Source organism: Rhodococcoides trifolii, from assembly GCF_014635345.1.
Classification (GTDB): domain Bacteria; phylum Actinomycetota; class Actinomycetes; order Mycobacteriales; family Mycobacteriaceae; genus Rhodococcoides; species Rhodococcoides trifolii.
Map to the genome: position 1 here is coordinate 244733 of NZ_BMCU01000005.1, position 24934 is coordinate 269666.

A 24934-nucleotide genomic window follows, 5' to 3' on the forward strand; every position below is an offset into this window, starting at 1 on the left:
CGAGATGTATTGTTCCAATCAGACGAACATTCGCCTATCTATTGGTCCGATCGGCCAAGGGGGTGCGGTGAACGGAACAACCCTGAACGTGCTGCTGACGGCTCTCACCAGCGCGTTCGTCGAGTTGGTGGTTCCGCCGGTCGACCTGACGGCTCGGATCGAGTCGGTGACCCTGGTCGACTCCGACGATCTGGCGGCCGGTGCCGCCACCGCCCATCTCTGCCTGTTGGTCGGTGTACGCGCCGACGTCGCGGCAGCGTGGCTGACGGGCACCCTCGGGCAACGCCCGCAAGCGGTAATGATCAAGTCGGTGTCGGAACCGCTACGACAGGCCGCCGGCGCCGCGGGAGTCGCAATCGTCGGCGTCCACGCGCAGGCACGGTGGGACCGTCTGCTTCCGATGATTCGGCGCGTACTCGACAGCTCCGACACGCCTGAACCCGACACGGACCTGTTCGGGCTGGCGCACACCGTAGCCACCTTGACCAAGGGCATGGTCAGCATCGAGGACGAGCATTCGCACGTGCTGGCGTATTCGGCGTCCGACGAGGCGGCCGACGAACTGCGCACCCTGTCGATTCTCGGACGGGAGGGGCCCGCGGACTATTTGAGACGTCTGAACGAATGGGGTGTGTACGACTCGCTTCGACGATCCGATGACGTCATCGAGGTGCCCCCACACGACGAGCTGGGTATCAGGCGGCGACTGGTCGCCGGAATCCGAAGCAGCGCAGACGGTTCGGTGCGCATGCTGGGGACGATCTGGATTCAGGAGGGGCAGAAACCCATCGCCGACGACGCGACCGCAGTTCTGCACGGCGCCACCGCGGTTGCCGCACGGCTCATCACCCGCATTCGCGACGCGCCGAGCAACGAAGCGTTGCAGATTCAGCGACTCCTGGGAGCGGAAGGAGGGAGCGTCGACGTGCCGTCCCTCGCCGCATCGCTGTCCCTTCCGACGTCCGGCCCGGCAGCCGTCGTGGGTTTCGATCACGCGGACGCGCCACTTGCCGCCTCGATTCGTCTGCGCGCGAGCTCGTTTCACCGGGAGTCCCTCGTCACGACCATCGGTCCCCGAATCTATCTCCTGATTCCGACTATCCACTCGCCCGACGCGGTGTCCTCGTGGGTTCGCGGCTTGGTGAGCGGCATCGAGAGCAGATCCGGCGTGGTCCTCCGGGCCGCCGTGGCGTCACCGGTTGCCGATCTGACGGCGGTCGCAGCCGCCCGCGCCGAAGTGGACAGGGTGCTCGACGGAACGACGACCGAGCGCGTCACGACACTCGCGGACTCCCGCACAACCGTCCTCCTCGGCGAGATCCTCGACCTCGTCGCGTCCCGCGACGATCTGCACGATCCGCGTCTGGACGCCCTGGTGGCCTACGACGCGAAGAACTCGTCCGAGATGCGCCGGAGCGTCGAGGCGTACCTGGATGCGCTCGGTGACGTGCGCGCCGCTGCGGACACGCTGCAGATCCATCCGAACACGTTGCGTTACCGGATCCGACGCGTGCAGAAGATCACCGGTATCGATCTGTCGGATCCAGCGGCCCGGTTGTTGACCGCAGTGCAGCTGGCGGTGCTGGCGCGATGAGTCACTCGAGCGCACTGAGGACGAGCCGATCGATCTCGTCCGACGGGTACATCGGCATGGTGTGGTGGGTGCAGTTCGGGACCACATGGGTCGTCATGTTCGCGGGGACCTTCCGTGCCACCCGTGTTGCGTTGTGCACCTTGCTGTTCGCAGCGAGGATGACGGTGACGTTCTCCAGGGACCGCAGAGCCCGCGCCTTCGGCCTCCGCGGCACCCACGGTCTTCCTGGACGAGAAATCCGCTGCGCCTAGACCGAGCAGATGTACCCAGTCCTCGTCGAGTGTCGCGCCGCGGGTCTCCCAGTCGATCAATGCGCGTTGGCGCCGGTAGGTCGGGCGCAGCAGCAACGGGACTGCGCGGGCGAGGTAGGACGGATTCATCCCGGCGAAGCACGAATTCGGATCCAAGAGAACGAGATTACGCACCCTCACTGGCGACTGCAGAGTGAATGCGAGCGCGATCATGGCGCCGTAGGAATGGCCCATCATGTCGACCGTATCGAGACCGAGGCCATCGAGCACGGAACCGAGCCATGACATCAGGGCGTCGACGCCTCGTATCGGGGCGGATCCGGCGACGCTCCGGCCCGGCTGACCGATCGGATCGACAGCGAACACCCTGTGCGTTCGACTCAACGCGCCGACGTTGGCGAACCAAACAGCGGCAGTTGCGCCACCGCCGGGAAGGAGGAGAAGTGGCGGACCCGACCCACACACGTTGATTCGCGTTGTCCCATAAAGAGACTCGATGTCGACCTGATCCACCGGTACGGGCCACTTCGCCAGCACACGGTCGTAGGCGCGGAGAAACTCCTCCATGGACACTGCTACCTCCTATTATCTCGTTCATCGAGATAATAGATCAACGTGATACTTTCCGGGTATGGCAGACGACCCCCATGTGCTGGTGCACAAGCTACGCGCGCTGACGGTCGATCTGAACTCGCTCGGCGCCGAGTTCGCGCGGAAGAACGGCTTGCACCCCACCGACGTTCGGGCGTTGATCTGCCTTCTGGACGCACGACGGGCCGGCGTTGCCGCGACACCGGGTTACCTCGGTAAGCAATTGAGGCTGGAATCCGCCTCCGTGACCGCACTCGTGGACAGGCTCGTCGCCGCGGGACACGTCCGGCGAGAACGTGATTCGCGCGACCGCCGGCGAGTGTCGATCACTGTGACACCCAGTGCAGTGGAGCTGGGTTCACAGTTCTTCGGACCCGCGCTGGAAGCTGCATCGAGCGAGATCGAGCGGCTCTCCCCGGCCGAGCAGCAAGTCGTCGATCGGTTCCTCGACAGCATGCTGGGCGCAATCCGTCGACCCGGTAGTTGACAGACTTCTCCCTCGGGACTTGTTGTCAGTGTTGCTCATCCGGTGGGATCAGCAGTTCCTCCGGGTGATGGAAGTGGTTGACCCGACCGGTGCGGGTGGGATCCCATGCCTTCGGTGGGTGCCACAGAGTCCGGCCCGGATATCGGTGATCGGGGCCGGCAATCGTTGTCGCCCAGTCGTTGTCCCCCGGCCCGACGATGCGGTGATGCTCCTCGCACGCCAGAGTGAGACTGTCGATGTCGGTCATCCCGTCGTCGACCACCCATTCGTCGGTGTGGTGGACCTGGCACCACACTCCTGATTTGCTGCAGCCGGGGAAGCTGCAGCCACGTTCGGTCGCATACAGCACCAGCCGCTGATCCTCGGTCCCCAGACGTTTCGTGCGCCCGAGATACAACGGCCGCTCGTGCTCGTCCAGAAGCAACAGAAACGCATGCTGACCCGACGCCATCCGCAGCGCATCCCGCACCGGGATGCTCGACCCGGTCGCGGTCAGCGCCATCCCGGATGCCTTCTCGAGCTGGTCGATAGTCATCGTCACGATCGGCGCACATGTCACCCCGCGGTGCTTACCGGCCCGCCCCGAGGCGAGGTACGACCTCATGATCACCTTCAGCGCGTCGTGGCGGCGTTCACCCGCCGAGCGCAGATCCCAGCGCGGCGGATCGGTGCGGGCAGGGGGTTCGTCGTTGGCGTCGACGTCGGAATCGGTGTCGGTGGCGTCCAGGTCAAGATCCAGTTCGTCGTCGTCACTCGACCCCGACTTCTTGTCGTCTTCGACGTCCCCACCCGTCTTCGCCCCGGGCTTGCCGTACTTCGCATCCAACGCCTGCGCCATTGCCAACATCTCCGAATCGAGCAGACCCTTTGTCGGTGTCAGCCCGTCCTTGCCCTGCTTCCCGAACCAGACGAAGGGCTTACGTTCCTTGTCCTTGCGGTCCTTCGGCGGTGTACCGTCCTCGTCGATCATCTGCGCCAACCGCGTCGCCGCCACACCGAACTCCCGCGGCCGCGTCACCCGCGCCAACATCCCCAACTGCCACTCCGCACGCTCGCGCGTCTCCACATCGACCTCGTCGGACAGGTCCGCGAAGAACTTGCTCACGATCGTCACGTGCTCGTCGGTGATCGCCCCGTCCGCCGCAGCCTCGGCCGTCGCCGGGAACTGCGGCTCGGTCTTCTCCCCGGACGGCAGCGTCCGCGGCGCCAGCATCGTGGCCGACTTGATCCGCTTCGACGCCGCCGGCGTGGAGCAGTTCAACCACGCCCCGATCGTGTGCGGGGTGGATCCCGATACTCCGACGAACCCACCGGTGTCGAGGATCTGCGCCAACCACCCGTTCGACGCGCCCTCCAGAACCCGGCCCAGCCGAACGGCTTTCGCCCACACCTGCTGCAGATCCTCCGTCGCGAGCATCGAGGACTGGGCATCGGTCAGCGCCTGAACCGACTTCTGCACGGCCGCAAGCAGATCGGCGAACACGACGTCGCCGACCCCACCCGATGTTCCCCCCGAAACCATGCCCGCAGAGTAGCAACCACCACCGACAATTTTCGCTCATACGTTCGATCCGACCCAACCGCGGGCGGGTAGAACACCGGCCTCTTGTCAGGCCAGATACATCCCGAACCAGTCCAGCACTTCCTGATACACCTGCGCCGCAGCGGCCGGTTGATAGCGAGCGCCGGTGTCGTTGAAGAAGGCGTGATCGACGTCCGGAACGGTGTCGATCTTGTTGGTCAGACCCGCGGCCTGCAAAGCTGCCGTGGCTGCCGGCTGCGATGCGTTGACCCGCGCATCGAGACCGGCATAGATCGCCAGCACCGCAGCGGAGTCGCCTGCGAAGTCGGGGTTGTCGGGAAGCGGACCGTAGAAGGGCACGGCCGCAGCGAGTCTCGGCTCGTTCGAGGCGAGCAGAGTCCACACGAGCCCGCCGCCGAAGCAGAAACCCACCGCGCCGAGCTTGACACCCGGCGCACGCTTCTGCAGTTCGTCGAGGCCGGCTTTCATGTCCGCGGAAAAACGCTCGGGCGGGATGTCGGACAGCTTTGCCGTTGCTTCCGCGGGGTCGGTGAACGACGCCGTTCCACCTTCCTCGGACAGCAGGTCGATGGCCAACGACGAGTACCCCGCGCCGGCCAAACGTCCTGCAATGGAACGGATGTGGTCCGTCAGACCCTTGTTCTCGTGTAGAACGAGGACGGCACCCCGGGGATTCGAGGCGGCCGCCCATGCGCCCTGCAGGGTTGCCGTCGGGCCGGGAAAGGTGATCGCTTCGGTGTCGACGGCGGTCTCCACGCCCGGCGGCAATCCAACGGCCGTCGTCGGCTCCTCGGTCGCTGTGGGCGCAACCGGGCTGCTGTCCGTGGAGCATGCAGCGAGCAACGTCGTCGCTGCTCCGGCGGTGATGCCCATGAGGGCAAGACGCCGCAAGGCTTCCCTGCGCGTGAACAACCCCTCTGCGTGATCGACAGCGATTTCTTCTGCGATGTAGCGCTTGAACGGGGTCATGACCCGATACTGCCCGAAGGATCAGGCGATCGGTGGGTCTCGACGCAAACTCGTGTAACTCACACCGGTCAGCTTCTCGGACAGGTTCCACAGCTCGGTGGCCACCTTGAGATCGCGGGAGGCGCGGTTGGACGACACCACCGTCGGATATCCCCGCATCTCGCGGAATCCGCTGGGTCCGATGTACGACCCACCCTCGACGTCGGGAGCGGTGGCGGCGTACAACTCGGGCAGCGCGCCGAAGTACGCGTTCTGGGCGACGAACTTCGCCCCGAAAGTCAGAACGAAATCCTGGATGGACTCCGTGTGCGTCGTCAGGTTCGTTGCGGAGATGCCGGGGTGTGCCGCGACGGAGATGACCGACGAACGGGCCTCGGCCAAGCGGCGCTGAAGCTTGTAGGCGAACAGCAGATTAGCCAGCTTCGACTGACCGTAGGCCGGCCAGCGGCTGTAGCGACGGTGCTCGTAGTTGGGGTCGTCCAACGAGATCGCACCCATCGTGTGCGCGATAGAGGACAGCGTCACCACGCGGCTCGAGATGCGGTCGATCAACAGTCCGGTCAAGGCGAAGTGACCGAGATGATTGGTACCGAACTGCATTTCGAAACCGTCTGCGGTGCGCTTCTTCGGCAACGCCATGACACCGGCGTTGTTGATCAGGACATCGAACGGCTCCGTGGTGTCGGCGAAGCGACGGACGGACGCGAGGTCGGCGAGGTCGAGTTCGCGCACCGTCGCGTTCGAACCGATCTCGCGGGCCACCGCCTCACCCTTCTCGGTGTTGCGGCACGCCAGTATCACCTCGGCTCCGGCGTCGCCGAGGGCGCGGGCGGCAGCTGCACCGAGCCCGCTGTTCGCGCCGGTCACGACGAATCGTCGACCCGTCTGGTCGGGCATGTCGGCGGTGGTCCACTTGGCAGTCACTCCTCCGACATTACCGGGGCGTGAAAGAGTGCTGAGCATGGAACCAGCAGCCGATCGCGCATGGGTGGAGAACGCACTTCGACTGGTCGAGTCCGACGCCAACCGCAGCGCAGACACGCACCTGCACTCGTTCCCACTCCCGTCGGACTGGGGCATCGATCTGTATCTGAAGGACGAGTCGGTGCACCCCACCGGATCGCTCAAGCACCGCCTCGCCCGCTCGCTGTTCCTCTTCGGCCTGGCCAACGGCGACATCGGGCCGCGCACAACACTTGTCGAGGCGTCGAGTGGATCGACGGCAGTGTCCGAGGCGTACTTCGCCCGCCTGATCGGTTCGAAGTTCGTCGCCGTGATGCCTGCATCGACGTCCCCTACCAAGATTGCCCTGATCGAACGGTACGGCGGCTCGATCCAGCTGGTCCCGGAGTCCGGGATGGTCTATGCCGAGGCGGAACGGCTGGGCGCACAGGACGATTGGTTCTACCTGGACCAGTTCACCAACGCATCGGTCGTGACCGACTGGCGTGGCAACAACAACATCGCCTGCTCGATCTTCGATCAGATGGCTCTCGAACGCCACCCCGTCCCCACGTGGATCGTGGTCGGCGCAGGAACGGGAGGCACCAGTGCCACGATCGGTCGCTACTGCCGCTACAAGCGCGTCCATACCCGCGTCGCCGTGGTGGATCCCGAGGGCTCCGCGTTTCACGACGCGTGGGTCACCGGCCGCCGCGACGTCACCGGAACCGGCTCGCGCATCGAGGGAATCGGGCGCCCTCGCGTCGAACCGTCCTTCGTCCCTGCGGTGATCGACGAGATGATGAGCATTCCGGACGACGCATCCGTGGCGGCAATGCGCTTGCTGGACATGATGACAGGGCTGCATGCGGGCGGATCGACGGGCACCAATCTCGTCGGCGCCTTCCGCCTCGCTGCGGCCATGAAGGCCAGAGACGAGCAGGGCAGCATCGTGACACTGGTCTGCGACGGCGGCGAACGATACGAGGGAACCTATTACAGCGACGAGTGGGTCGCTGCGCAAGGAATGGACCTGGGAGCCAGGCGCGGCGAGCTCGACTCGTTTCTGACGAGCGGCGTGTGGGACTCAGCGATCGGCTGACGGAACGGTACTACCCGCCAACAGGATCGATGCGATCAACTCCGGATTGTCGCTCATCGGGACATGGCCGACTCCCGGCACCGATATCAGTCGCGCATGCGGGAAGTGTCGCAACACATTTCGGCGGTTTCGGTGCGGGAGGATGAAATCGCGAGTGCCCCAGGCGACGGTCACCGGCACGACCGGATCTGTCAGCGGAGGCAGCGCGAACGGCGCGTCGACACCCCCGGCGAGGGTCGTGTTCGTCAGCAGCGACTCCAGATCGACAACCGCAGCGTCGTACGAGATGCGGCTCGGGTGTGCGAAGAACGGTGCGAGAGAGGGATAGCGGACCAGGCGACTACGAAACGCGGCCGGAGCCTTCTTCCCGAGACCGGCCGCCGCAGCGCGCAGCGCGCTGAACTTGGCCAGGCTTCGCGCCTGGCTCGCGGGCCCGTTCCAGAACCCGGCCGGTGACAGCGCCGTCGCCGTCGTCACGTCTCCGCGCGCGGCCAGACACAGAGACAGGTACCCGCCCAGCGAATTTCCCGCGACATGGACCTGCCCGTCCGTGGACTCGATCCCACGGATCAACTCGGCCAGCGCATCGACGAATGCGTCGAGTCGCTCTGCTCCGAACACGTCGATGTCCTCGGACTCGCCGTGGCCGGGCAGGTCGACGGTGACCACCCTGCGGTACGAAGTCAGCAGCTCGAGAACCGGGTCCCAGGCCTGGCGACGATGCACTACCCCGTGAACCAGGACCAGGGTGGGACCGGCGCCGGCGATGTCGTACGTGAGGCTCATGTCGGAAAAGGCTAGTTCCCCAGCACCTGACCCGACCATTCCACCAGCGGAGTCAGTTTCCGCCACTCGGCGCGGATGTGGCCCAGCGCCTCGGTCGTTTCGAGCCATGCGGGGCTGCCGAATTTCTTGCTCGCGGTCAGCGACTTGTGCCGCAGTAGCTCGATCCGTGGGTGGTCGGCGTCGTACCCGCGCGGCTTGGTCTTGAGGCTGTCGCCGCCGCGTTCGAACCCCTTCTTCTGGGCGGTTCGCATGATCGTCTCGAGCTCGGGTCCGCGAACGTCGTCGTCGACTGCCGCCCGAAAACGAGCGATGGTCTCCGGCGTGCTGCTGTAGAAGCCGCCGGCGATGAACAGCCCCGCCGCGTCGATATGCAGGTAGTAGCCGACGGACGGCCCAACGTCGACGAACAAGCCCTGATGGGTCTTGAAGGGCGTCTTGTCGTTGGAGAAGCGAACATCGCGATAGGGCCGGAACAACTTGGCCGTCCCGAACTCTTTCTCCAATTCGGCGGCCAACGCAGTCATCGGCGCCCGTACCGATTGGTCGTAGATCTCTTTGTGCGCGGTCCACCAGATCTTGCTGTTGTCGGCTTCGAGGTCTTCGTAGAAATCGAGCGCGGCGAAAGGAATCCCGGTGAACGCCATGCTGCGACCATACGACGCGATGAGTTTCATAGAACCGGAGAGTCCACACCGCATGCAGAAGATCACGACATCGCTCTGGTTCGACTCGCAGGCCGAGGAGGCCGCGAATTTCTACACCTCCCTCTTCCCCGACTCGAAAATTCTCGATGTGAGCCGCTACGGGGAGGGCACGATGGGTGATCCGGGAAGCGTCATGACGGTCGACTTCGAGCTGTTCGGGCAAAGCTTCAACGCCATCAACGGCGGTCCGCTGTTCACGTTCTCCGAAGCGATCTCCCTGTCGGTGAGCTGCGCGGACCAGAACGAAGTCGACCATTACTGGGACACGTTGACCGCGGACGGCGGCGTGGAATCACAATGCGGGTGGCTCAAGGACAGATTCGGCCTGTCCTGGCAGATCGTTCCAGTTCAGCTGATGGAACTGATGAGCAACCCCGACCCGGACACGTCGCAGCGAGTCATGAAGGCAATGCTCGGCATGCGCAAGATCAGCGTTCCGGATTTGCAGGTGGCTCACGACGGCTGAGGAACTCCGTCATGCGGCGGTGCTTCTCGTCGTCGGTGAACAGCATCGCCTGTGCCAGGAGGTCCACCTGCGGGTGGGCGGCCGGGTCGGCGTCGGTGACCAGTTTTGTCGCGCGCAACGCAATCGGTGACAACTTCTGCATCTTCTGCGCGAGTGCCGTTGCGGCAGTGGGCAAGTCGGATGGCTCGACGATCGAATGCAGCAAGCCGACTTGGAAGGCACGGTCCGCGGTGAGTTTGTCTCCTGCGAGCAGAAGATGCTTGGCGACGCTTTCGCCCACCAAACGGACGAGCCTGAACGTGGCCCCCGCGCCCGCCGTGATGCCGAGGCCGGGCTCGGGTTGTCCGAATATCGTTCTCGGCGTGCCGATTCGAATGTCGCACGCATAGGTGAGTTCCGCTCCCCCACCGAGCGCGTAACCGTCGATTGCGGCGATGGTCGGCATCGGCAATCGCCTGATGCGTTCGAAGGCCGTGCCGTTGATTCCCGTCAGCGCGTCGGCGCGTCCTCGGTCGCGCAATTGCGCGATGTCGGCTCCCGCAGCGAAGACCCCCTCGGTTCCGCCGGTGATGATGGCGATGCGCGGCTCGGCCTCGAGGTCGGCGCACAACTCGTGGATCTCACCGATCATCGCGGCGTCGATGGCGTTTCGCTGGGCCGGCCGGTTCAACAGGACGGTGACGATGCCGTCGGCTTCGGTGATATCGAGTGCGGTCATTCCTGCACGGTAATCGGGTGCCACCGACCGCGCCCTGCACGGTCAGTAGCACCGGATTCGGTCGAGGGTTGCGATGATTTGGGTGATTACGTACTCGGAACGCAATGTCGATCTCGAAACCGCCCATTTCAAGTTCACCACCCAGCCCGTGACCCTCGCCGACTTCAGCAAGCCGATCAGCAAGCGCTCACCCTCGGACCGGGCACCGCTCTCCGCGGCTCGCAGCAGTTCACCGGCTCGCACCGCTCCGGTCCGGCCGGCGTTGTAGGCGTGGGTTCGCCGCAGGACGTCCAGGTTCGTGCGCCGCTGCAACGCACGATCCATGATGTGTGCGGATCCGAACGGACGCCTCCAGAACGGTGAGGTGCAGCGATGTCACTCTGAGCGAACGAATTTCGACCACATCTGTGCTGCGCAGGTCCCGCCGGCGCAGCCGACAACCCTGTGCACGGCTTCGGCCGGAGCGCGGCACGGTCACGTCGATGACGTTCGGCATATTCGGTACCAGCTTGTGCCAGTACGCGGCCGCCTCGCCCGATAGGACGGCGTGCGATCCAGCATGAAGTGCCGCGCAGCGGATTCGAGCGTCCGGGGTGAATGGGCGGTTGGCTACGAAGTAGACACCGCGAAATCGTGCGATCCATGCGCCCGATCGCAGCATTCGGTCGATGGCGTCGTCGCTCAATCCACAGGACCGGGCCTGTGCACGACTGATGACGCCGTCGTGGCGGATCAAGAAGGGGTCGAGCATGCCTGGTTTGACGCCGACTGGCCGACGACGGTTCCGCCGCGCGCAATCGGGTGCCATTCACCGCGCCATCCGCGGTCAGTGGCACCCGATTCAGATTTGACAGTGTGCTGTCAATAAACTAATTTGACAGCACACTGTCAATCAAGGGAGTCAGCATGAAAACCGTCGCGCTCTACGCCATGGACACCATGGCCGACTGGGAATACAGCTACATCGTCGCGGGACTGACCATGGCGGCAGAATTCGCACCCGATCGCTACCGACTGGTCGTCGCCAGCGACGGGCCTGTCGAGGAGGTCACGACGCTCGGCCGCCTACGATTGAGACCCGACACGACGCTCGACCAGCTCGACGATGTCGCTGTCCTGATCCTCCCCGGCGGCGCGACGTGGGCGACGGGTCACGACGCCGTGCTGGACATGGCGCGCAGCCTGCTGGAGGCCGACACACCGGTTGCCGCGATCTGCGGTGCGACGCTCGGGCTGGCCCGCACGGGCATCCTCGACAATCGACCGCACACGAGCAACGACCCCGGATTCCTCACCACGGCAACCGAATACAAGGGGGCAGACCACTACGTAGAGTCCCGGACCGTGACGGACAGCGCCCTGATCACCGCACCCGGAACGGCCCCCGTCGACTTCTCGAAAGCGGTGTTCGAAGCGCTCGAATTGTTCCCCCAACCCGTGATCGATGCATGGCACGGGCTCTACACGACCGGTGACAAGAAGTACTACGACCAACTGAACGGCACCTCCGCGTGAGGTCTCCCCACGGCGCCGCTCTCACCGACCTCGTACTCCCCGCCTTCGAGCTGAACGGCGAATTTCTCGCTGCCGCGCAGGACATCACCGAGCCTTCCGGCCTCACTCCGGCGTGGTGGCAGGTACTCGGCGCGACGATGTCCGAGCCGCTCACGGTGGCGGACATTGCGCGTCGAGTGGGCCTCGGGCTGGCCAGACAAAGCGTTCAGCGCACCGCCGACATCCTCGTCGAGAGGGGGTGGGCGGAGTATCTCGACAATCCGAAGCACAAGCGGGCCAAACTGTTACAGCCGACCACGGCCGGCATGAGCACGGTCCGAGAGCTGAGGGACCGGCAACATGCGTGGTCCGACGCGGTGGGCGAGGCGGTCGGTGTCGACGAACTGCAGTCGTTCCACCGGACGCTGGAGAAGATCGTCACGGCATCGCGTTCCTACCGCGACACGACGAGAACATCGGCGCAGAACTCCGATTCACCCTGACAGAATCGCACGCGGCTCTAGGCTCCGACCATGACCGACGTGATGCGTGACGAGATTGCGCGTCCATGGCAACGAGCGCGATCGAGCGGACTCGCTCCGGCGGACTCGGTGAACCAGTTCAGCGTCTCCGACGTCGACCGCCGCAGCCGCCTCCTCGCCGCCGCCAACCCGGTTCTCGACCGCATGGAGAGCGTCCTCGCCGGCAGCGGATACTGCGTACTGCTCGCCGACCGCGACGCCCGATTGGTCGATCTACGGTTCGGTACACACCGATTGCAGGACGCGGTGACGGCGGCGGGTGCGGTCGTCGGGCGCCCGTTCACCGAGGAAACCTCCGGCACCAATTCGATTGCCACAGTGCACAAAACGCGCGCTCCGCTTGCCGTCCGCGGCGAGGAGCACTACATCGAGGGCATGAAGGAGTTCAGCTGCTACGGCTATCCGCTGCTGCACCCGGTGACGCAGCGGATCGAGGGTGTCCTGGACATCACCTTTCACGCGAGCGAGGACAACCCTCTTCTCGAACCGATGCTCGTCTACGCGGCGCACGACATTCAGGGCCGACTCGTCGAAGTCACCCGCACGAGCGAGCAGATGTTGTTCGCGGAATTTCAGCGGGTGTCGATGCGTCGACGCGGAGCACCTGTCATCGCGATCGCCGACGAAATACTGCTCGAGAATTCGGAGGCGGGCCGGGTGGTCAGCACCGCGGATCACAACGCCCTGCGCGCGATGACCGACGGCGCAGTTCATCGGCGGGGGTCGATCCAGCGCGTGATGCTGAGCTCCGGCGTCCACGCTGCGGTCCGCTGGGAGCGACCCGAGGCCGGGGTCGGCATCGTCATCGAGATCGACCCGATCGACGACGGCGGCGCTCACCTCACGGCACTGGACCTTGCGATGCGTGAAGCCATCGTCGCCGAACTGGATCGGCAACACGGCAACAAACGCACGACAGCGGAGGCGCTGCGGATGAGCCGAACCACGCTGTACAAGCGGATGCGGGACCTCGGAATCTTCGGATGAGCTGAGAATGTCCAGAACCTGAACACACACCGTCAGTGATCTGGGTCACTATGGATGCATGACCCAAACCATGGAGCAGTTACACGTCGACACGTTGTTCATCGGCGGCGAGAACGTCGTACCGCAGTCGAGCGCTCGCATCGAGGTGCGATCGGCCAGTACCGAGGAAGTGATCGGTTCGGTACCCGAGGCGTCCGAAGCAGACGTCGACGCTGCCGTTGCCGCAGCGCGCCGAGCATTCGACGATCCGAACGGGTGGAGCCAGTGGGAGCCCGCGCGTCGGGCCGACGCGCTGGATCGCCTGGCCGACGAACTCGAACGCCGCGCCGAGCGCATCGCGCAATTGGTGTCCGCTCAGAACGGGATGCCGATCGCGATCGCGGTGCAACTCGAGGGAGGGTTCCCGATCGCGCTCGTGCGGTACTTCGCCGGCCTGGCCCGCGAGTCGACGTTCGAGGAATCGCACCCGCACATGATCGGCGGCACCACGACCGTGAGGCGTGAGCCGATCGGCGTCGTCGGCGCGATCGTGCCGTGGAACTTCCCCGAGACCTTGGCTGCGTTCAAGCACGCACCCGCCCTGGCCGCCGGCTGCACCATCGTCATCAAGCCCTCGCCCGAAACAGTGCTCGACGGTGTCGTCTTCGCCGAAGCCGTTCAGGCCGCGGGCATCCCGGCGGGAGTCGTCAACATCGTTCCCGGCGGCCGCGACATCGGGTCGTACCTCGTCTCGCATCCCGGCGTCGACAAGATCTCGTTCACCGGATCCACTGCGGCCGGACGGTCGATCGCCGAGACCTGCGGCCGGTTGCTGCGGCCCGTCACCCTCGAGCTCGGCGGCAAGTCCGCCTCGATCATTCTCGAAGACGCGAACCTCGACCTCGCCAGCATCGGTGAGAACCTGTTCGGCGCAACGCTTCTCAACAACGGCCAGACCTGCTTCCTCGGCACCCGCATCCTCGCCCCGCGCAGCCGCTACGACGAGGTGGTGGGCATGTTCGAAGCGTTCGCCAACTCGCTCGCCGTTGGTGACGCACTCGATCCGGCTACCCAGATCGGACCCATGGCCAGCGAACGTCAGCGCGACCGCGTCGAGGGATACATCGCGAAGGGCAGCGGTGACGGTGCACGCCTCGTCACCGGCGGTGGTCGACCCGACCATCTCGACAAGGGCTGGTTCGTGCAGCCGACGATCTTCGCCGACGTCGACAACCAGCAGACCATCGCGCAGGAGGAGATCTTCGGACCCGTTCTGGCCGTCATTCCGTACGGCGACGAAGACGAGGCGATCCGCTTGGCCAACGATTCGGACTTCGGACTCGGCGGCAGCGTGTGGACCTCGGACGACGATCACGGGTACGAGGTCGCGAAGAAGATCCGCACCGGAACCATCGGCATCAACCACTACATGGTCGATCCCAGTTCGCCGTTCGGCGGCGTGAAGGACAGCGGCATCGGCCGCGAGCTCGGGCCCGAGGCCATGGGCAGCTTCCAGCAACTCAAGTCCATCTACAGGTAGGGAGACTCCACCGTGAAGACGAAAGCAGCAGTCCTCTTCGAAGCCCACAAGCCGTTCGAGATCATGGAACTCGACCTCGAAAAGCCCAGAGCCGGTGAGGTACTCATCAAATACACCGCCGCCGGCCTGTGTCACTCCGATCTGCACCTGATCGACGGCGATCTTCCGCCACGCTTCCCGATGGTCGGTGGGCACGAGGGGTCCGGCATCATCGAGGAGATCGGCGAAGGCGTCACCAAAGTGAAGGTGGGCGATCACGTCGTGTGTTCGTTCATCCCGAACTGCGGCACCTGTCGTTACTGCTCGACCGGACGGCAGAGCATCTGCGACATGGGCGCCACCATTCTCGAAGGCTGCCTGCCCGACGGCACGTTCCGCTTCCACGACAGCAAGGGCTCCGACATCGGCGGAATGTGCATGCTGGGCACCTTCTCCGAGCGCGCCGTCATTTCGCAGCACTCCGTGGTCAAGGTCGACGAGTGGCTCCCCTTGGAGACGGCAGTGCTCGTCGGCTGCGGCGTTCCCTCGGGGTGGGGCACGGCCGTCTACGCGGGCGGTGTCCGCGCCGGCGATTCGGTGATCATCTACGGCATCGGCGGACTCGGCATCAACGCCGTGCAAGGCGCGGTCATGGCCGGCGCCCGGCACATCGTGGTCGTCGACCCGGTCCAGATGAAGCGTGATCAAGCGATGAAATTCGGTGCGACGCACGCCTTTGCGGACGCCGCGTCCGCGCAGGAGAAGTTGACGGAACTGACGTGGGGCCAGGGTGCCGATCAGGCCCTCATCCTCGTCGGCACCGTGGACGAGGACGTGGTCTCGGCGGCCGTCGCCGCGATCGGTAAGGGTGGAACCGTGGTCATCACCGGCCTCGCCGATCCGACCAAGCTCACAGTCCATGTGTCCGGCACCGACCTGACCTTGAACCAGAAGACCATCAAGGGCGCACTGTTCGGGTCGGCCAATCCGCAGTACGACATCGTCAAGCTGCTGCGCATGTACGACCAGGGTCAGCTCAAGCTCGACGAACTGATCACCACCACGTACGACCTCGAGCACGTCAACGAGGGCTACCAGGATCTACGCGACGGCAAGAACATTCGCGGCGTCATCCACTACTCGTAGGTCGAGGCCTGGACGGTGTGCACGTCACACCGTCCAGGTGTCACGGCCCAGAAGTAGCTGCTGCAGAGACGAATCCGATGTGGGCTGGTCCGCCTGCGCTCGGGCTACCTGGTCCCGCGCCGCGTCGTCGTACGTGGTGCGCGCAACGCTACGGAATACACCGGTCAGGGTGTGCGTGAGATCCTGATCCGAGAGCCTCGACAGCGCGTACGCGTACTCGGGGTCGTCGGTGTGCGCATCGTGCACCACGATGTCCGATGCTTCGGATGTCGGCCGTACCGCAAGACCGAAACCGTCTCGGACGACGCAGAATTCACCGTCCGTGCCGAACACGATGGGCTCACCGTGAACCAGCGGGACGAGTCGCTGTTCGTAGCCCTCTTTGCGTAGCACGTCGAACGAGCCGTCGTTGAAGATGGGGCAATCCTGGAAGATCTCGACGAAGGCCGTCCCGCGATGCTGCGCGGCCTCACGGAGCACCGCAGTCACACCCTTGCGGTCCGAATCCAGCGCTCGTGCAGCGAAAGTCGCCTCTGCGCCCAACGCAAGCGACAACGTGTTGAACGGGTGATCGAGCGAACCCATCGGAGTCGACTTGGTGACCTTGCCGACCTCCGACGTCGGTGAGTACTGCCCCTTCGTCAATCCGTAGATCCTGTTGTTGAACAACAGGATCGTCATGTTGACGTTGCGACGTAGCGCATGAATCAGGTGGTTGCCGCCGATGGACAGCGCATCACCGTCACCGGTGATGACCCACACCGCGAGATCCGGGCGGGTGACTGCGAGCCCGGTCGCGATCGCGGGTGCACGACCGTGAATGGAGTGGATGCCGTATGCGTCCAGGTAGTACGGAAACCGGCTCGAGCAGCCGATGCCCGAGACGAACATCATGTTCTCCTTGCGGAGACCCAGCTCCGGAAGGAAGCTCTTGATGGTTGCAAGAATGACGTAGTCACCGCACCCCGGGCACCAGCGCACCTCTTGGTCCGACGCGTAGTCCTTGGCCTTGAGCACGGTGTCGGTTGTCGGCACACCCATGAACGCAGTCATCACTTCACCTCTACCGTCGCCAGCGCGCGGGTTCGTTTGTCGTGTTCCTTCTCGCGCAACGTCCCGTCGTGAGCCGCGGCGATGACGTCGGTCAGTTCGTCCCCCGTGAACGCCATGCCCTCGACCTTGGTGACCGAGATGATGTCGACGAGGTAGCGCGCCCGCAGGATCAGCGCCAACTGCCCGAGGTTCATCTCCGGGAGAACGACGGTGTCGTACCCCGACAGCACGTCTCCGAGGTTGGCGGGCAATGGATTCAGCGTGCGCAGCTGGGCGTGGGCAACGGATGTTCCGCCGCGGCGGGCCCGGCGGCATGCCTCACCGATCGGTCCGTACGAGCTGCCCCAACCGACCATGAGAACCGTTGCGTTGCCGTCCGGGTCGTCGACCACGACGTCGGGCACCTCGATGCCGTCGATCTTGGCTTGGCGCAGACGCACCATCAGGTCGTGATTGGCGGGGTCGTAGGAGATGTCACCCGATCCGTTGGCTTTCTCGAGACCGCCGATGCGATGCTCGAGTCCCGCCACGCCAGGGAGTGCCCAGGCGCGGGCGAGGGTGTGTGGGTCGCGGGCGTAGGGGGCGTACTCCGCAGTCTGCGTCGTGAATTCGGGGTCGATGGGCGCAAGATCCGCGACGTCCGGAACGGACCACGGTTCACTGCCGTTCGCAATGGACCCGTCCGAGAGGATGATGACCGGAGTCCGGTATGTCAGCGCGATCCGGGACGCTTCGACCGCGATGTCGAAGCAGTCGGCGGGAGACTTCGGCGCGAGCACGGCGACCGGCGATTCGCCGTTGCGGCCGAACAGGGCCTGCAGAAGATCGGCCTGTTCGGTTTTCGTGGGCAGACCGGTCGAGGGACCACCGCGCTGCACGTCGACGATGACGAGCGGCAGCTCGGTCATCACGGCCAGGCCGATGGTCTCGCTCTTGAGCGCCAGGCCGGGACCGGACGTGCTGGTCACTCCGAGCGCACCGCCGAACGACGCCCCCAGTGCCGCACCGATTCCCGCGATCTCGTCCTCGGCCTGCAAGGTGGTGACGCCGAAATTCTTGTGCTTGCTGAGCTCGTGCAGGATGTCCGACGCCGGCGTGATGGGGTACGTCCCGAGGAACACCTGCAGGCCCGAGAGTTGGCCTGCCGCAACGATTCCGTAGGACATCGCCGTGTTGCCGGTGATCTGCCGGTACGTGCCCGCGGGTAACGATGCGGCCGCGACCTCGTAGGTGGCGCCGAAGGATTCGGTCGTCTCGCCGTAGTTCCACCCGGCGCGGAACGCGAGCCGGTTGGCCTCGGCGATGTCGGGCTTCGAGGCGAACTTCTCCCGCAGATAGCGCTCGGTGTTCTCCGTGGGTCGGTGGTACATCCAGCTCAGCAGTCCGAGCGCGAACATGTTCTTCGCGCGCTCGCCGTCCTTCTTGCTCACTCCCGACGGCTCGACCGCGCCGATGGTCAGCGTGGCCATGGGAACGTCGTGCACCACGTACTCGCTCAACGACTCGTCGTCGAGCGGATTGACGGCGTACCCCACCTTGGTGAGGTTGCGCTTGGTGAACTCGTCCGAGTTCACGATCAACATGCCGCCGCGAGGAAGGTCCGCGATGTTCGCCTTCAGCGCCGCCGGGTTCATCGCCACCAGAACGTCCGGCCTATCCCCCGCGGTCAGAATGTCGTAGTCCGCGATCTGGATCTGAAACGACGACACCCCGGGCAGCGTTCCCTGAGGTGCACGGATCTCGGCGGGAAAATTGGGCTGCGTGGCGAGGTCGTTACCGAACGCCGCCGCCTCCGACGTGAAGCGGTCCCCCGTCAGCTGCATCCCGTCACCGGAATCACCGGCGAACCGAATGACCACCTTCTCCAGCTTCGTCGTCGACACTCGGCCCCACCCCTCTAGTGACGTTGCTCACCTCGACAATGGCACACCGCGGTCACACCGTCGGGACCGACCCGATCACGACGGTGCCGCCGACCTCCTCGGACGACTCCACCCGCGCGACGAGCCCGCCCGCCTCGACCGCCGCCACAGTGACCGGCGCCTGCAGCACGCTCGTCTCGACGAACAGGTGCCCGCCCGGTGCCAGCCACCGTCGCGCCTCGGCGCCCACGCGCCGATGAACGTCGACGCCGTCTCTCCCGCCGTCCAGCGCCACGCGCGGTTCGTGATCACGCGCCTCAGGAGGCATGTGCGCAATCTCGTCGGACGGCACGTAGGGGGCGTTCACGAGCAGCAGGTCGACGGTGCCCATCAGTTCGCGCGGCAGCGCGTCGAAGAGGTCGCCCCCGAACACGCGGCCACCGAGGGGCTCGACGTTCGCACGAGCGCACCGCACTGCCGCCGGGTCCAGGTCGGAGGCGACCACGTGGATACCGTCGACGATTCGGGAGAGGGCGACCCCGAGCGCGCCGGTCCCACAGCACAGGTCGACCACGAGGTCACCGGGAGCGGCCATCGACGCGGCTCGCCGGACCAGGAACTCGGTTCGCTTCCGTGGCACGAATACCCCGGGTTGCACGACGACGCGGAGTCCGCAGAACTCGGCCCATCCCAGGATCTGCTCGAGTGGAAGCCCGTCGACTCGTCGACGCACCATGTCGGCGAGATCGTCCTGCGACGAGGCGGCCTCGATCAACAGGCGCGCTTCGTCTTCGGCGAAGACACATCCGGCGCGGCGGAGGATTGTGACGATGTCGTGCTGCACGAGGGACACGGAGAAGAATATCGAATCAGTCGGTACTCTGGATTTCAATCCGAAGAAGACAAATGCGACAAGGGGGCTAGCTGCGTCATGAGAATTCGCCGGCGGGTAATTCTTCGCAAATCGAAACGAGTTCTGGGGAGTGGAGTCGGGTCCACCAAAGATGTCGTCGTCACGACTGTCGTGTCGACGAAAGACGTCATTGCAGACCTCACGGTCGGTGAACACAAGGAGACGACGGAAGTGCGGCTCTCCTCGGTTCTGGCCGTGCTGGCCGGATTCGTGGGAGCTGCGTCGTTCATTCACTCGGCGGGCTACTTCGTCACGTTCATGACGGGAAACACCGAGCGGATGGTGCTCGGATGGTTCACTGGCGATGCTGTACTCGCTTACGGCGCAATGATTCTCGTCGCGATGTTCCTGGCCGGGGTGGTGGTTGCCTCACTGGCGAGACGACACCTGTGGTCGAATCACCCTCACGGCGCGACCAACCTCACTGCCTTGGCACTGACCGTTGCCGTGGTGCTGGACCTTCGGTTGAGTGGAACGGACACGACATTCTCGCCGACGATCGGCCTGTTGCCCATTTCGTTCGTGGCGTTCGCAATGGGCGCGCTCAACACGTCCTTCGTCAAGAAGGGTGAAGTATCGATTCCCTTGAGTTACGTCACCGGAACATTGGTGAAACTCGGGCAGGGTATAGAACGACATATCAGCGGGGGAACCATAAAGGAATGGTCCGATTACGGCATTCTCTACGCGTCGTTCACCGCGGGCGCTGTGCTGGGTGGAATTGTCGGAATTCTCGTCGGCGGCGGGTGGATGCTGCTGGCCGCGGCACTCGCGGCCGCAGCCACCAGCATCTACACCTACCGTCGCGACGCCAAGACCGAACCCTTGGCGCCACTGAAGTGACAAGCTGTCAGATCAGGAAGCGGACTTCCAGCCGGTTGCGAACGCCTCGGCGATGCCGGGGAGCGATGCGGCGCGCTTCTTGGCGCGACGGCGGCGGATCAGCACGGTGACGACGACGGCGGCGATCGCCGCAGCAGCGCCCGCGATGACGTTCTTGTTGTCCGACGCGGCTGCGGCGACGTCGTTGGAGTCGAGATCGCGCACAGCCGACTTGACCTCGGACTTGACCTCTGCGGCCTTGTCCTTGGCTGCGTCGGCAACCTCGCTCGCCTTCTCCTTGACGTCACCCGCGACGTCTTCGGCCTTGGCCTGTGCGTCCGACGCCTTGTCCTTGGCCACGTCGGCCACGTCCTCGACGGTGTCGCTCACCGAGTCGCCGACCTGCTTGCCCTGGGCCTTCGTCTGATCCTTGGCACCCTCGGCCTGCAGGTCCTTGTTGTCGGTGACCTCGCCGACGGTCTCCTTGGCCGATCCGGCCACTTCCTCTGCCTTGTGCTTCGCCTTGTCGATGAAGTCAGCCATGGTTGTCATCCCTTCGTTACGGTGGTGTCTTCTTGGTCGCGTTTTTGTACCCCGACCGTACGTATTCAACCGGTGATGTAAGTCACCGCTGAAACACGTCCGGAATTCCGTCGTTGTCGTCGTCTCGTATCTCTTCTTCCTCGATGCGTCGGTACGTCCGGTTACGAGCCCGCAGGACCACCGACGCGAGCGTGGCGGCAAGCACCGATCCCACGAGGACACCGACCTTGACGTGGTCGTCGCGCTCTGTACCGGCACCGAAGGCCAGGTCCCCGATCAACAACGACACCGTGAAACCGATGCCGGCCAGCATCGCCAGACCGAGGACGTCCACCCAGGTGATGCCGTCGTCGAGGGACGCTCGGCTGAACTTGGAGACCAGGAACGTCGTACCGAAGATGCCGAGCGTCTTGCCGAGCACGAGACCGAGCACGATGCCGATCGCGATCGGATCGGTCAGCGCGCGCCCCAGTCCCGACACACCGCCGACGGCAACGCCGGCAGCGCAGAACGCGAACAGCGGCACCGCGACACCCGACGAGATCGGACGGATCCGATGTTCGAAGTGTTCGGCCATCCCCGGGCGTTCGTCGGCGCGGTCTCGGCGCAGGACCGGAACGGTGAAACCGAGAAGCACGCCCGCGACGGTGGCGTGGACCCCCGATTCGTGGAACAGAATCCACGTTGCGGCGGCCAACGGAAGCAAGATCCACCAGGACCGGTTGCGCTTGTGCACCGCGAAGGCGAACAGACCGAGAGGAATGATAGCAAGACCCAGGGCCACGAAGTTCAGGTTGTCGCTGTAGAACACCGCGATGACGGTGACCGCCAAGAGGTCGTCCACCACCGCCAGCGTCAGAAGGAAGGTGCGCAGCGAGGACGGAAGGTGTGTGCTGATGACAGCGAGGACGGCGACGGCGAACGCGATGTCCGTGGCGGTCGGGATGGCCCAGCCTCGAAGAGCGCCGTCCCCTGTACCGAGGTTGACCAGCACGAAGATCAGGGCGGGGACCGCCATCCCGCCGACCGCTGCGGCGATCGGTAGGGCCGCTCGTGCCGGGTCACGGAGGTCGCCCGCCACGAATTCGCGCTTGAGTTCGACACCGACCACGAAGAAGAAAATGGCCAGCAGACCGTCCGCGGCCCAGGTGGAGATCGTCAGATCGAGATGGACGGCAGACGGGCCGATGGTCGTCTGCATCAGCGAGAAGTAACTGTCGGACCACGCGGAGTTGGCCCACACCAAGGCGATGACGGTGGCAATCAGCAGCAATGCGCCGCCGACGGTTTCGCGGCGCAGCAGTTCCGAGATGCGCTTGCTTTCGGACCACGAGCCGCGGGAGAAGAGTGGGAGGCGATCGGAGGACATCGTTGCCTTTCGTGTGGGCAGCCTTATGACAGCGCCGACCAGACTTCCCGGCTCACCAAGAGACGATGGTACGCACATGTCGATGCGACACCGTGTTCTACGGACGGCAGCCGACTCGAACACCGTGCAGGAGGTATCGGTGATCGCGTACTCCGAGACTGGTTCGGTGACCCTCGACTCGCCTCACGCCCCCACGACCGACCAGCTGAACGATCGGCGGTCGAGGTCGTTCGGCACCAGGGCTGCGCATCCGCCCGAGGACCCGACTGCGCACTCGGGAGCTGTGGTCATGCCGCTCTATCTGACATCGACCTTCAAACGGTCGGTTCGTCTGACTGAGCGCTGGGACTACTCGCGCGTGGGCAATCCCACTCGATCGGCGCTCGAAGAGTGCCTGGCCGACCTGGAGAACGGTGCACGCGCCATTGCGACGAGTTCGGGAATGGGCGCGATCTCGTTGGTCGCGTTCGCCCTGTGCCGTGCGGGCTCGCACGTGATCCTCTCCGACAACGTCTACGGCGGAACGTGGGATCTGTACGCGGACCTTCTGGGCGGATGGAACGTCGAAGTCACGACGGTGGACATGACGGATCTGGCTGCCGTCGCCGCGGCGTTCCGCGCCGACACCGTCATGGTCTACACCGAGACCCCGTCCAACCCTCTGCAGAAGATCAGCGACATCGAGTCCATCGCCGCCCTGGCCCACAGTCGGGGCGCTGCGCTGGCGGTCGACTCGACGTTCGCCTCCCCAGCTCTTCAACGGCCGCTCGAGTTGGGCGCCGACATCGTGGTGCAGTCCACAACGAAGTATCTCGGCGGGCACTCCGATGTGATCGGCGGAGCTGTCGTCTGCAGAACAGCCGAACTGGGCGCACTCATGCACGAGACGGCGCGCATGATCGGCAGCATCGAATCACCGTTCGATGCATGGTTGGTGCTGCGCGGAATCAAGACACTCGACGTGCGGATGGAACGCATCAGTGCCACCGCGATGGCGGTCGCCGAATACCTGGAGGATCACCCTCGGGTGCGGCGAGTGCACTATCCCGGGCTGGCCACGCATCCCGGTCACGACGTCGCGGCCGCCCAGATGTCGGCCTTCGGTGGAATCGTGTCGGTCGAACTCGACTGCGACGCCGACGCTGCCGCGCTGACGTGCGATCGATTCGGCTTGTTCACCGTGGCGGTGTCACTCGGCGGAACCGAATCGCTCGTCGAGCATCCGCACTACATGACGCACTGCACGACGGGGACCACGCCGGTGCGGGTGCCCGATTCACTGCTCCGCCTGTCGATCGGGCTGGAGAACGCTCGCGATCTGATCGACGATCTTTCGGTTGCATTGCGAGCGTGACGGTTTAGGCTGCCGGACATGACCATCGGCCCCCACCAAGCGCTGGTCGACGCGCTGGCAGATCGCCTTCAGCGCAGCGTGACCGTCGAGGACCACACCCTGGGTCTGGTCGCGTACAGCAAGAACTACGGCGACGCCGACGCAGCCCGCGTGTGGTCGCTGCTCAATCGGCGCAGCAGGCCGGACGACGTGTACTACGCCGAACTTCGCACCGCGGTCCACCCGACTCGGGTAGCGGAGAACCTGGAGCTGGAACTGTATGCGCGACTGTGTGTTCCGATTCGGGACCACGACATGCTGCTCGGATTCATCTGGCTGATCGACCGACATCACACACTGACCGAGGCCCAGATCGCGGACACCGTCGAGACCGCAGGTGCACTCGGAGCGATGCTCTACCAACGGCTCGTCGTGAGCGACAGCCAGGATTCGTTCGCCGAATACCTGCTCGACCAACTCCTTTCGACGGATCTGGACCGCCGGGCCGCGGCCTCTGCCGAGATCACCGCACGCGGACTGATCGAGAACGATGCCTACGTCGGAGTGGTGCGCGCCGTCGTCGGCGGCGCCATCGCCGACGCGGCCGTCGTTCCTGCGGCAGTGCAACGTGCGTGCCGACAGCTACCTCCACGCATGGTGATGACCCGGACGACCGCGAGGTCGACGACGGTCCTTCTGGCTCGTGGATCCGATGTGAGCAAAGCCGTGGACATGTTCGCGGACACCGTGCGTGCCGCTCTGACACCGGCGGTGCCATCGGTCCGTATCGGTGTCAGCGGAATCGGTCAAAACCTTGCACACGCGGCCACTGCCGCTCGGCAGGCGGACATCGCGATGTCCGTCGCACCTGGTGATCGGGCGGTCGCGCGTTGGGACGAGTTGGGCCCGTATCGGCTGATCGGTCAGCTTCCCACCGATCTGGTGTCGAACGAACTGATACCGCAGGGCGTCTTTCGACTTCTGCGATCGAACGACGCCGGTGAACTCATCACCACTGCCGAGATGTTTCTCGATCGCGCCGGCGACAAGCAGGATGCAGCCAAGTTGCTCGGAATTCACCGATCGACCATGTATTACCGCCTCGATCGCATCGAGTCCATCACCGAACTCGACCTGTCCGACGGCGGTGACCGCCTGCTGCTCCATCTCGCGATCAAACTGTGGCGATGTGGGCCCTCGCTCGATTCCTCCGACTGAA

26 protein-coding genes and 1 pseudogene are annotated in these 24934 nt (G+C 64.8%); 12 read left to right on the top strand and 15 right to left on the bottom strand.

All coding sequences use genetic code 11. The annotated features are described in order from the left end of the window. Positions 1–67: 67 nt before the first annotated feature. Positions 68–1594: a PucR family transcriptional regulator gene (locus IEW02_RS20980; protein ID WP_308933198.1), complete on the top strand. Its 1527-nt coding sequence runs from the start codon at positions 68–70 to the stop codon at positions 1592–1594. A gap of 1 nt (position 1595) precedes the next feature. Here IEW02_RS20980 and IEW02_RS25430 read toward each other — a convergent pair whose 3' ends face one another. Then, the gene (locus IEW02_RS25430) at positions 1596–1808 is read right to left on the bottom strand and encodes a hypothetical protein (RefSeq protein ID WP_308933200.1); all 213 of its coding nucleotides are present in this window, start codon (positions 1806–1808) and stop codon (positions 1596–1598) included. Between the two features lie 97 nt (positions 1809–1905). Next, a pseudogene (locus tag IEW02_RS25435) lies at positions 1906–2412 on the bottom strand (alpha/beta fold hydrolase); the annotation flags it as partial. 64 nt (positions 2413–2476) lie between these two features. On the opposite strand from IEW02_RS25435, the gene IEW02_RS20990 reads away from it, so the two are divergent. Then, on the top strand, positions 2477–2923 hold the full coding sequence (locus tag IEW02_RS20990) for a MarR family winged helix-turn-helix transcriptional regulator (RefSeq protein WP_188546844.1): 447 nt from the start codon (positions 2477–2479) through the stop codon (positions 2921–2923). A gap of 25 nt (positions 2924–2948) precedes the next feature. Here the strand turns inward: IEW02_RS20990 and IEW02_RS20995 are convergent, their stop codons facing one another. The 3 genes from IEW02_RS20995 to IEW02_RS21005 all read right to left on the bottom strand — a co-directional run bounded on the left by IEW02_RS20995 (position 2949) and on the right by IEW02_RS21005 (position 6332). Beyond that, positions 2949–4445, bottom strand: a complete 1497-nt coding sequence (locus IEW02_RS20995) for an HNH endonuclease signature motif containing protein (RefSeq protein WP_188546845.1) — start codon at positions 4443–4445, stop codon at positions 2949–2951. A gap of 87 nt (positions 4446–4532) precedes the next feature. After that, positions 4533–5435: a dienelactone hydrolase family protein gene (locus IEW02_RS21000; RefSeq protein WP_188546846.1), complete on the bottom strand. Its 903-nt coding sequence runs from the start codon at positions 5433–5435 to the stop codon at positions 4533–4535. Positions 5436–5456: 21 nt separating this feature from the next. Beyond that, positions 5457–6332, bottom strand: coding sequence for an oxidoreductase (locus tag IEW02_RS21005; RefSeq protein ID WP_229746222.1), 876 nt, complete (start codon positions 6330–6332; stop codon positions 5457–5459). Between the two features lie 64 nt (positions 6333–6396). On the opposite strand from IEW02_RS21005, the gene IEW02_RS21010 reads away from it, so the two are divergent. After that, on the top strand, positions 6397–7479 hold the full coding sequence (locus IEW02_RS21010; RefSeq protein ID WP_188546848.1) for a PLP-dependent cysteine synthase family protein: 1083 nt from the start codon (positions 6397–6399) through the stop codon (positions 7477–7479). Here IEW02_RS21010 and IEW02_RS21015 read toward each other — a convergent pair. Then, on the bottom strand, positions 7465–8265 hold the full coding sequence (locus tag IEW02_RS21015; RefSeq protein ID WP_188546849.1) for an alpha/beta fold hydrolase: 801 nt from the start codon (positions 8263–8265) through the stop codon (positions 7465–7467). The two genes, IEW02_RS21010 and IEW02_RS21015, sit on opposite strands and share 15 nt — an antisense overlap. 11 nt (positions 8266–8276) lie before the next feature. Further along, positions 8277–8909 carry a DUF2461 domain-containing protein gene (locus IEW02_RS21020; RefSeq protein WP_188546850.1) on the bottom strand — a complete coding sequence of 211 codons (633 nt, stop codon included), beginning with the start codon at positions 8907–8909 and terminating at the stop codon, positions 8277–8279. A 52-nt stretch (positions 8910–8961) separates the two neighbouring features. On the opposite strand from IEW02_RS21020, the gene IEW02_RS21025 reads away from it, so the two are divergent. After that, on the top strand, positions 8962–9435 hold the full coding sequence (locus IEW02_RS21025) for a VOC family protein (RefSeq protein WP_188547020.1): 474 nt from the start codon (positions 8962–8964) through the stop codon (positions 9433–9435). Here IEW02_RS21025 and IEW02_RS21030 read toward each other — a convergent pair. Genes IEW02_RS21030 through IEW02_RS25485 form a run of 3 tightly spaced genes read right to left on the bottom strand, consistent with a single transcriptional unit; the run spans position 9398 to position 10961 of the window. Beyond that, entirely contained in the window at positions 9398–10153 is a 756-nt protein-coding gene (locus tag IEW02_RS21030) for an enoyl-CoA hydratase/isomerase family protein (protein WP_188546851.1), read from the bottom strand. The genes IEW02_RS21025 and IEW02_RS21030 overlap by 38 nt on opposite strands. A gap of 42 nt (positions 10154–10195) precedes the next feature. Further along, positions 10196–10477 (bottom strand): hypothetical protein, encoded by a 282-nt coding sequence (locus tag IEW02_RS21035; protein WP_188547036.1) that lies wholly within the window; start codon positions 10475–10477, stop codon positions 10196–10198. Further along, on the bottom strand, positions 10383–10961 hold the full coding sequence (locus IEW02_RS25485) for a type IV toxin-antitoxin system AbiEi family antitoxin domain-containing protein (protein WP_371829985.1): 579 nt from the start codon (positions 10959–10961) through the stop codon (positions 10383–10385). The genes IEW02_RS21035 and IEW02_RS25485 overlap by 95 nt, the downstream gene beginning before the upstream one ends. A 98-nt stretch (positions 10962–11059) precedes the next feature. Between IEW02_RS25485 and IEW02_RS21045 the strand changes: the two genes are divergently transcribed. From IEW02_RS21045 to IEW02_RS21065, 5 genes are read left to right on the top strand one after another with little or no spacing between them, the layout of a single operon-like run. Beyond that, positions 11060–11668, top strand: a complete 609-nt coding sequence (locus IEW02_RS21045) for a DJ-1/PfpI family protein (protein ID WP_188546853.1) — start codon at positions 11060–11062, stop codon at positions 11666–11668. Beyond that, entirely contained in the window at positions 11665–12150 is a 486-nt protein-coding gene (locus IEW02_RS21050; RefSeq protein ID WP_188546854.1) for a MarR family winged helix-turn-helix transcriptional regulator, read from the top strand. Before IEW02_RS21045 ends, IEW02_RS21050 begins: the two co-directional genes overlap by 4 nt. Positions 12151–12180: 30 nt before the next feature. Continuing rightward, positions 12181–13176, top strand: a complete 996-nt coding sequence (locus IEW02_RS21055; RefSeq protein WP_188546855.1) for a helix-turn-helix domain-containing protein — start codon at positions 12181–12183, stop codon at positions 13174–13176. Positions 13177–13234: 58 nt separating this feature from the next. Further along, positions 13235–14695 carry an aldehyde dehydrogenase gene (locus IEW02_RS21060; RefSeq protein ID WP_188546856.1) on the top strand — a complete coding sequence of 487 codons (1461 nt, stop codon included), beginning with the start codon at positions 13235–13237 and terminating at the stop codon, positions 14693–14695. 12 nt (positions 14696–14707) lie between these two features. Next, the gene (locus tag IEW02_RS21065) at positions 14708–15820 is read left to right on the top strand and encodes an NDMA-dependent alcohol dehydrogenase (RefSeq protein WP_188546857.1); all 1113 of its coding nucleotides are present in this window, start codon (positions 14708–14710) and stop codon (positions 15818–15820) included. A gap of 24 nt (positions 15821–15844) precedes the next feature. Here IEW02_RS21065 and IEW02_RS21070 read toward each other — a convergent pair whose 3' ends face one another. The 3 genes from IEW02_RS21070 to IEW02_RS21080 are packed head-to-tail and all read right to left on the bottom strand — an operon-like array spanning position 15845 to position 19588. Next, positions 15845–16873, bottom strand: a complete 1029-nt coding sequence (locus IEW02_RS21070) for a 2-oxoacid:ferredoxin oxidoreductase subunit beta (protein WP_188546858.1) — start codon at positions 16871–16873, stop codon at positions 15845–15847. Further along, positions 16873–18756: a 2-oxoacid:acceptor oxidoreductase subunit alpha gene (locus IEW02_RS21075; RefSeq protein WP_229746202.1), complete on the bottom strand. Its 1884-nt coding sequence runs from the start codon at positions 18754–18756 to the stop codon at positions 16873–16875. Before IEW02_RS21075 ends, IEW02_RS21070 begins: the two co-directional genes overlap by 1 nt. A 52-nt stretch (positions 18757–18808) precedes the next feature. Continuing rightward, positions 18809–19588, bottom strand: coding sequence for a putative protein N(5)-glutamine methyltransferase (locus tag IEW02_RS21080; protein ID WP_188546859.1), 780 nt, complete (start codon positions 19586–19588; stop codon positions 18809–18811). Between the two features lie 171 nt (positions 19589–19759). Here IEW02_RS21080 and IEW02_RS21085 point away from each other — a divergent pair, with 171 nt between their 5' ends. Further along, positions 19760–20491, top strand: coding sequence for a YoaK family protein (locus IEW02_RS21085; protein WP_229746203.1), 732 nt, complete (start codon positions 19760–19762; stop codon positions 20489–20491). A 12-nt stretch (positions 20492–20503) separates the two neighbouring features. Here IEW02_RS21085 and IEW02_RS25440 read toward each other — a convergent pair whose 3' ends face one another. Together IEW02_RS25440 and nhaA are read right to left on the bottom strand one after the other, a co-directional pair. Next, positions 20504–21013 carry a CsbD family protein gene (locus IEW02_RS25440; protein WP_188546861.1) on the bottom strand — a complete coding sequence of 170 codons (510 nt, stop codon included), beginning with the start codon at positions 21011–21013 and terminating at the stop codon, positions 20504–20506. Between the two features lie 82 nt (positions 21014–21095). After that, a complete protein-coding gene (gene nhaA / locus IEW02_RS21095; protein WP_188546862.1) occupies positions 21096–22382 on the bottom strand; it encodes a Na+/H+ antiporter NhaA in 1287 nt (428 codons plus the stop codon). A gap of 76 nt (positions 22383–22458) precedes the next feature. Here nhaA and IEW02_RS21100 point away from each other — a divergent pair, with 76 nt between their 5' ends. Both IEW02_RS21100 and IEW02_RS21105 read left to right on the top strand, forming a co-directional pair. Then, positions 22459–23736, top strand: coding sequence for a trans-sulfuration enzyme family protein (locus IEW02_RS21100; RefSeq protein ID WP_229746204.1), 1278 nt, complete (start codon positions 22459–22461; stop codon positions 23734–23736). Positions 23737–23754: 18 nt separating this feature from the next. Further along, complete coding sequence (locus IEW02_RS21105) at positions 23755–24933, top strand: PucR family transcriptional regulator (protein ID WP_188546863.1); 1179 nt, start codon at positions 23755–23757, stop codon at positions 24931–24933. Position 24934 lies beyond the last annotated feature (1 nt).

Coding starts and splice junctions, on each gene's coding strand:
- IEW02_RS21025 (WP_188547020.1), top strand. CDS start 8,962: ATGCAGAAGATCACGACATCGCTCTGGTTCGACTCGCAGGCCGAGGAG.
- IEW02_RS21060 (WP_188546856.1), top strand. CDS start 13,235: ATGACCCAAACCATGGAGCAGTTACACGTCGACACGTTGTTCATCGGC.
- IEW02_RS21005 (WP_229746222.1), bottom strand. CDS start 6,332: ATGCCCGACCAGACGGGTCGACGATTCGTCGTGACCGGCGCGAACAGC.
- IEW02_RS21070 (WP_188546858.1), bottom strand. CDS start 16,873: ATGACTGCGTTCATGGGTGTGCCGACAACCGACACCGTGCTCAAGGCC.
- IEW02_RS20990 (WP_188546844.1), top strand. CDS start 2,477: ATGGCAGACGACCCCCATGTGCTGGTGCACAAGCTACGCGCGCTGACG.
- IEW02_RS25440 (WP_188546861.1), bottom strand. CDS start 21,013: ATGGCTGACTTCATCGACAAGGCGAAGCACAAGGCAGAGGAAGTGGCC.
- IEW02_RS21105 (WP_188546863.1), top strand. CDS start 23,755: ATGACCATCGGCCCCCACCAAGCGCTGGTCGACGCGCTGGCAGATCGC.
- IEW02_RS21030 (WP_188546851.1), bottom strand. CDS start 10,153: ATGACCGCACTCGATATCACCGAAGCCGACGGCATCGTCACCGTCCTG.
- IEW02_RS25485 (WP_371829985.1), bottom strand. CDS start 10,961: ATGGCACCCGATTGCGCGCGGCGGAACCGTCGTCGGCCAGTCGGCGTC.
- IEW02_RS21055 (WP_188546855.1), top strand. CDS start 12,181: ATGACCGACGTGATGCGTGACGAGATTGCGCGTCCATGGCAACGAGCG.
- IEW02_RS21020 (WP_188546850.1), bottom strand. CDS start 8,909: ATGGCGTTCACCGGGATTCCTTTCGCCGCGCTCGATTTCTACGAAGAC.
- IEW02_RS21010 (WP_188546848.1), top strand. CDS start 6,397: ATGGAACCAGCAGCCGATCGCGCATGGGTGGAGAACGCACTTCGACTG.
- IEW02_RS21015 (WP_188546849.1), bottom strand. CDS start 8,265: ATGAGCCTCACGTACGACATCGCCGGCGCCGGTCCCACCCTGGTCCTG.
- IEW02_RS21035 (WP_188547036.1), bottom strand. CDS start 10,477: ATGGATCGTGCGTTGCAGCGGCGCACGAACCTGGACGTCCTGCGGCGA.
- IEW02_RS21100 (WP_229746204.1), top strand. CDS start 22,459: ATGTCGATGCGACACCGTGTTCTACGGACGGCAGCCGACTCGAACACC.
- IEW02_RS20995 (WP_188546845.1), bottom strand. CDS start 4,445: ATGGTTTCGGGGGGAACATCGGGTGGGGTCGGCGACGTCGTGTTCGCC.
- IEW02_RS21045 (WP_188546853.1), top strand. CDS start 11,060: ATGAAAACCGTCGCGCTCTACGCCATGGACACCATGGCCGACTGGGAA.
- nhaA (WP_188546862.1), bottom strand. CDS start 22,382: ATGTCCTCCGATCGCCTCCCACTCTTCTCCCGCGGCTCGTGGTCCGAA.
- IEW02_RS21000 (WP_188546846.1), bottom strand. CDS start 5,435: ATGACCCCGTTCAAGCGCTACATCGCAGAAGAAATCGCTGTCGATCAC.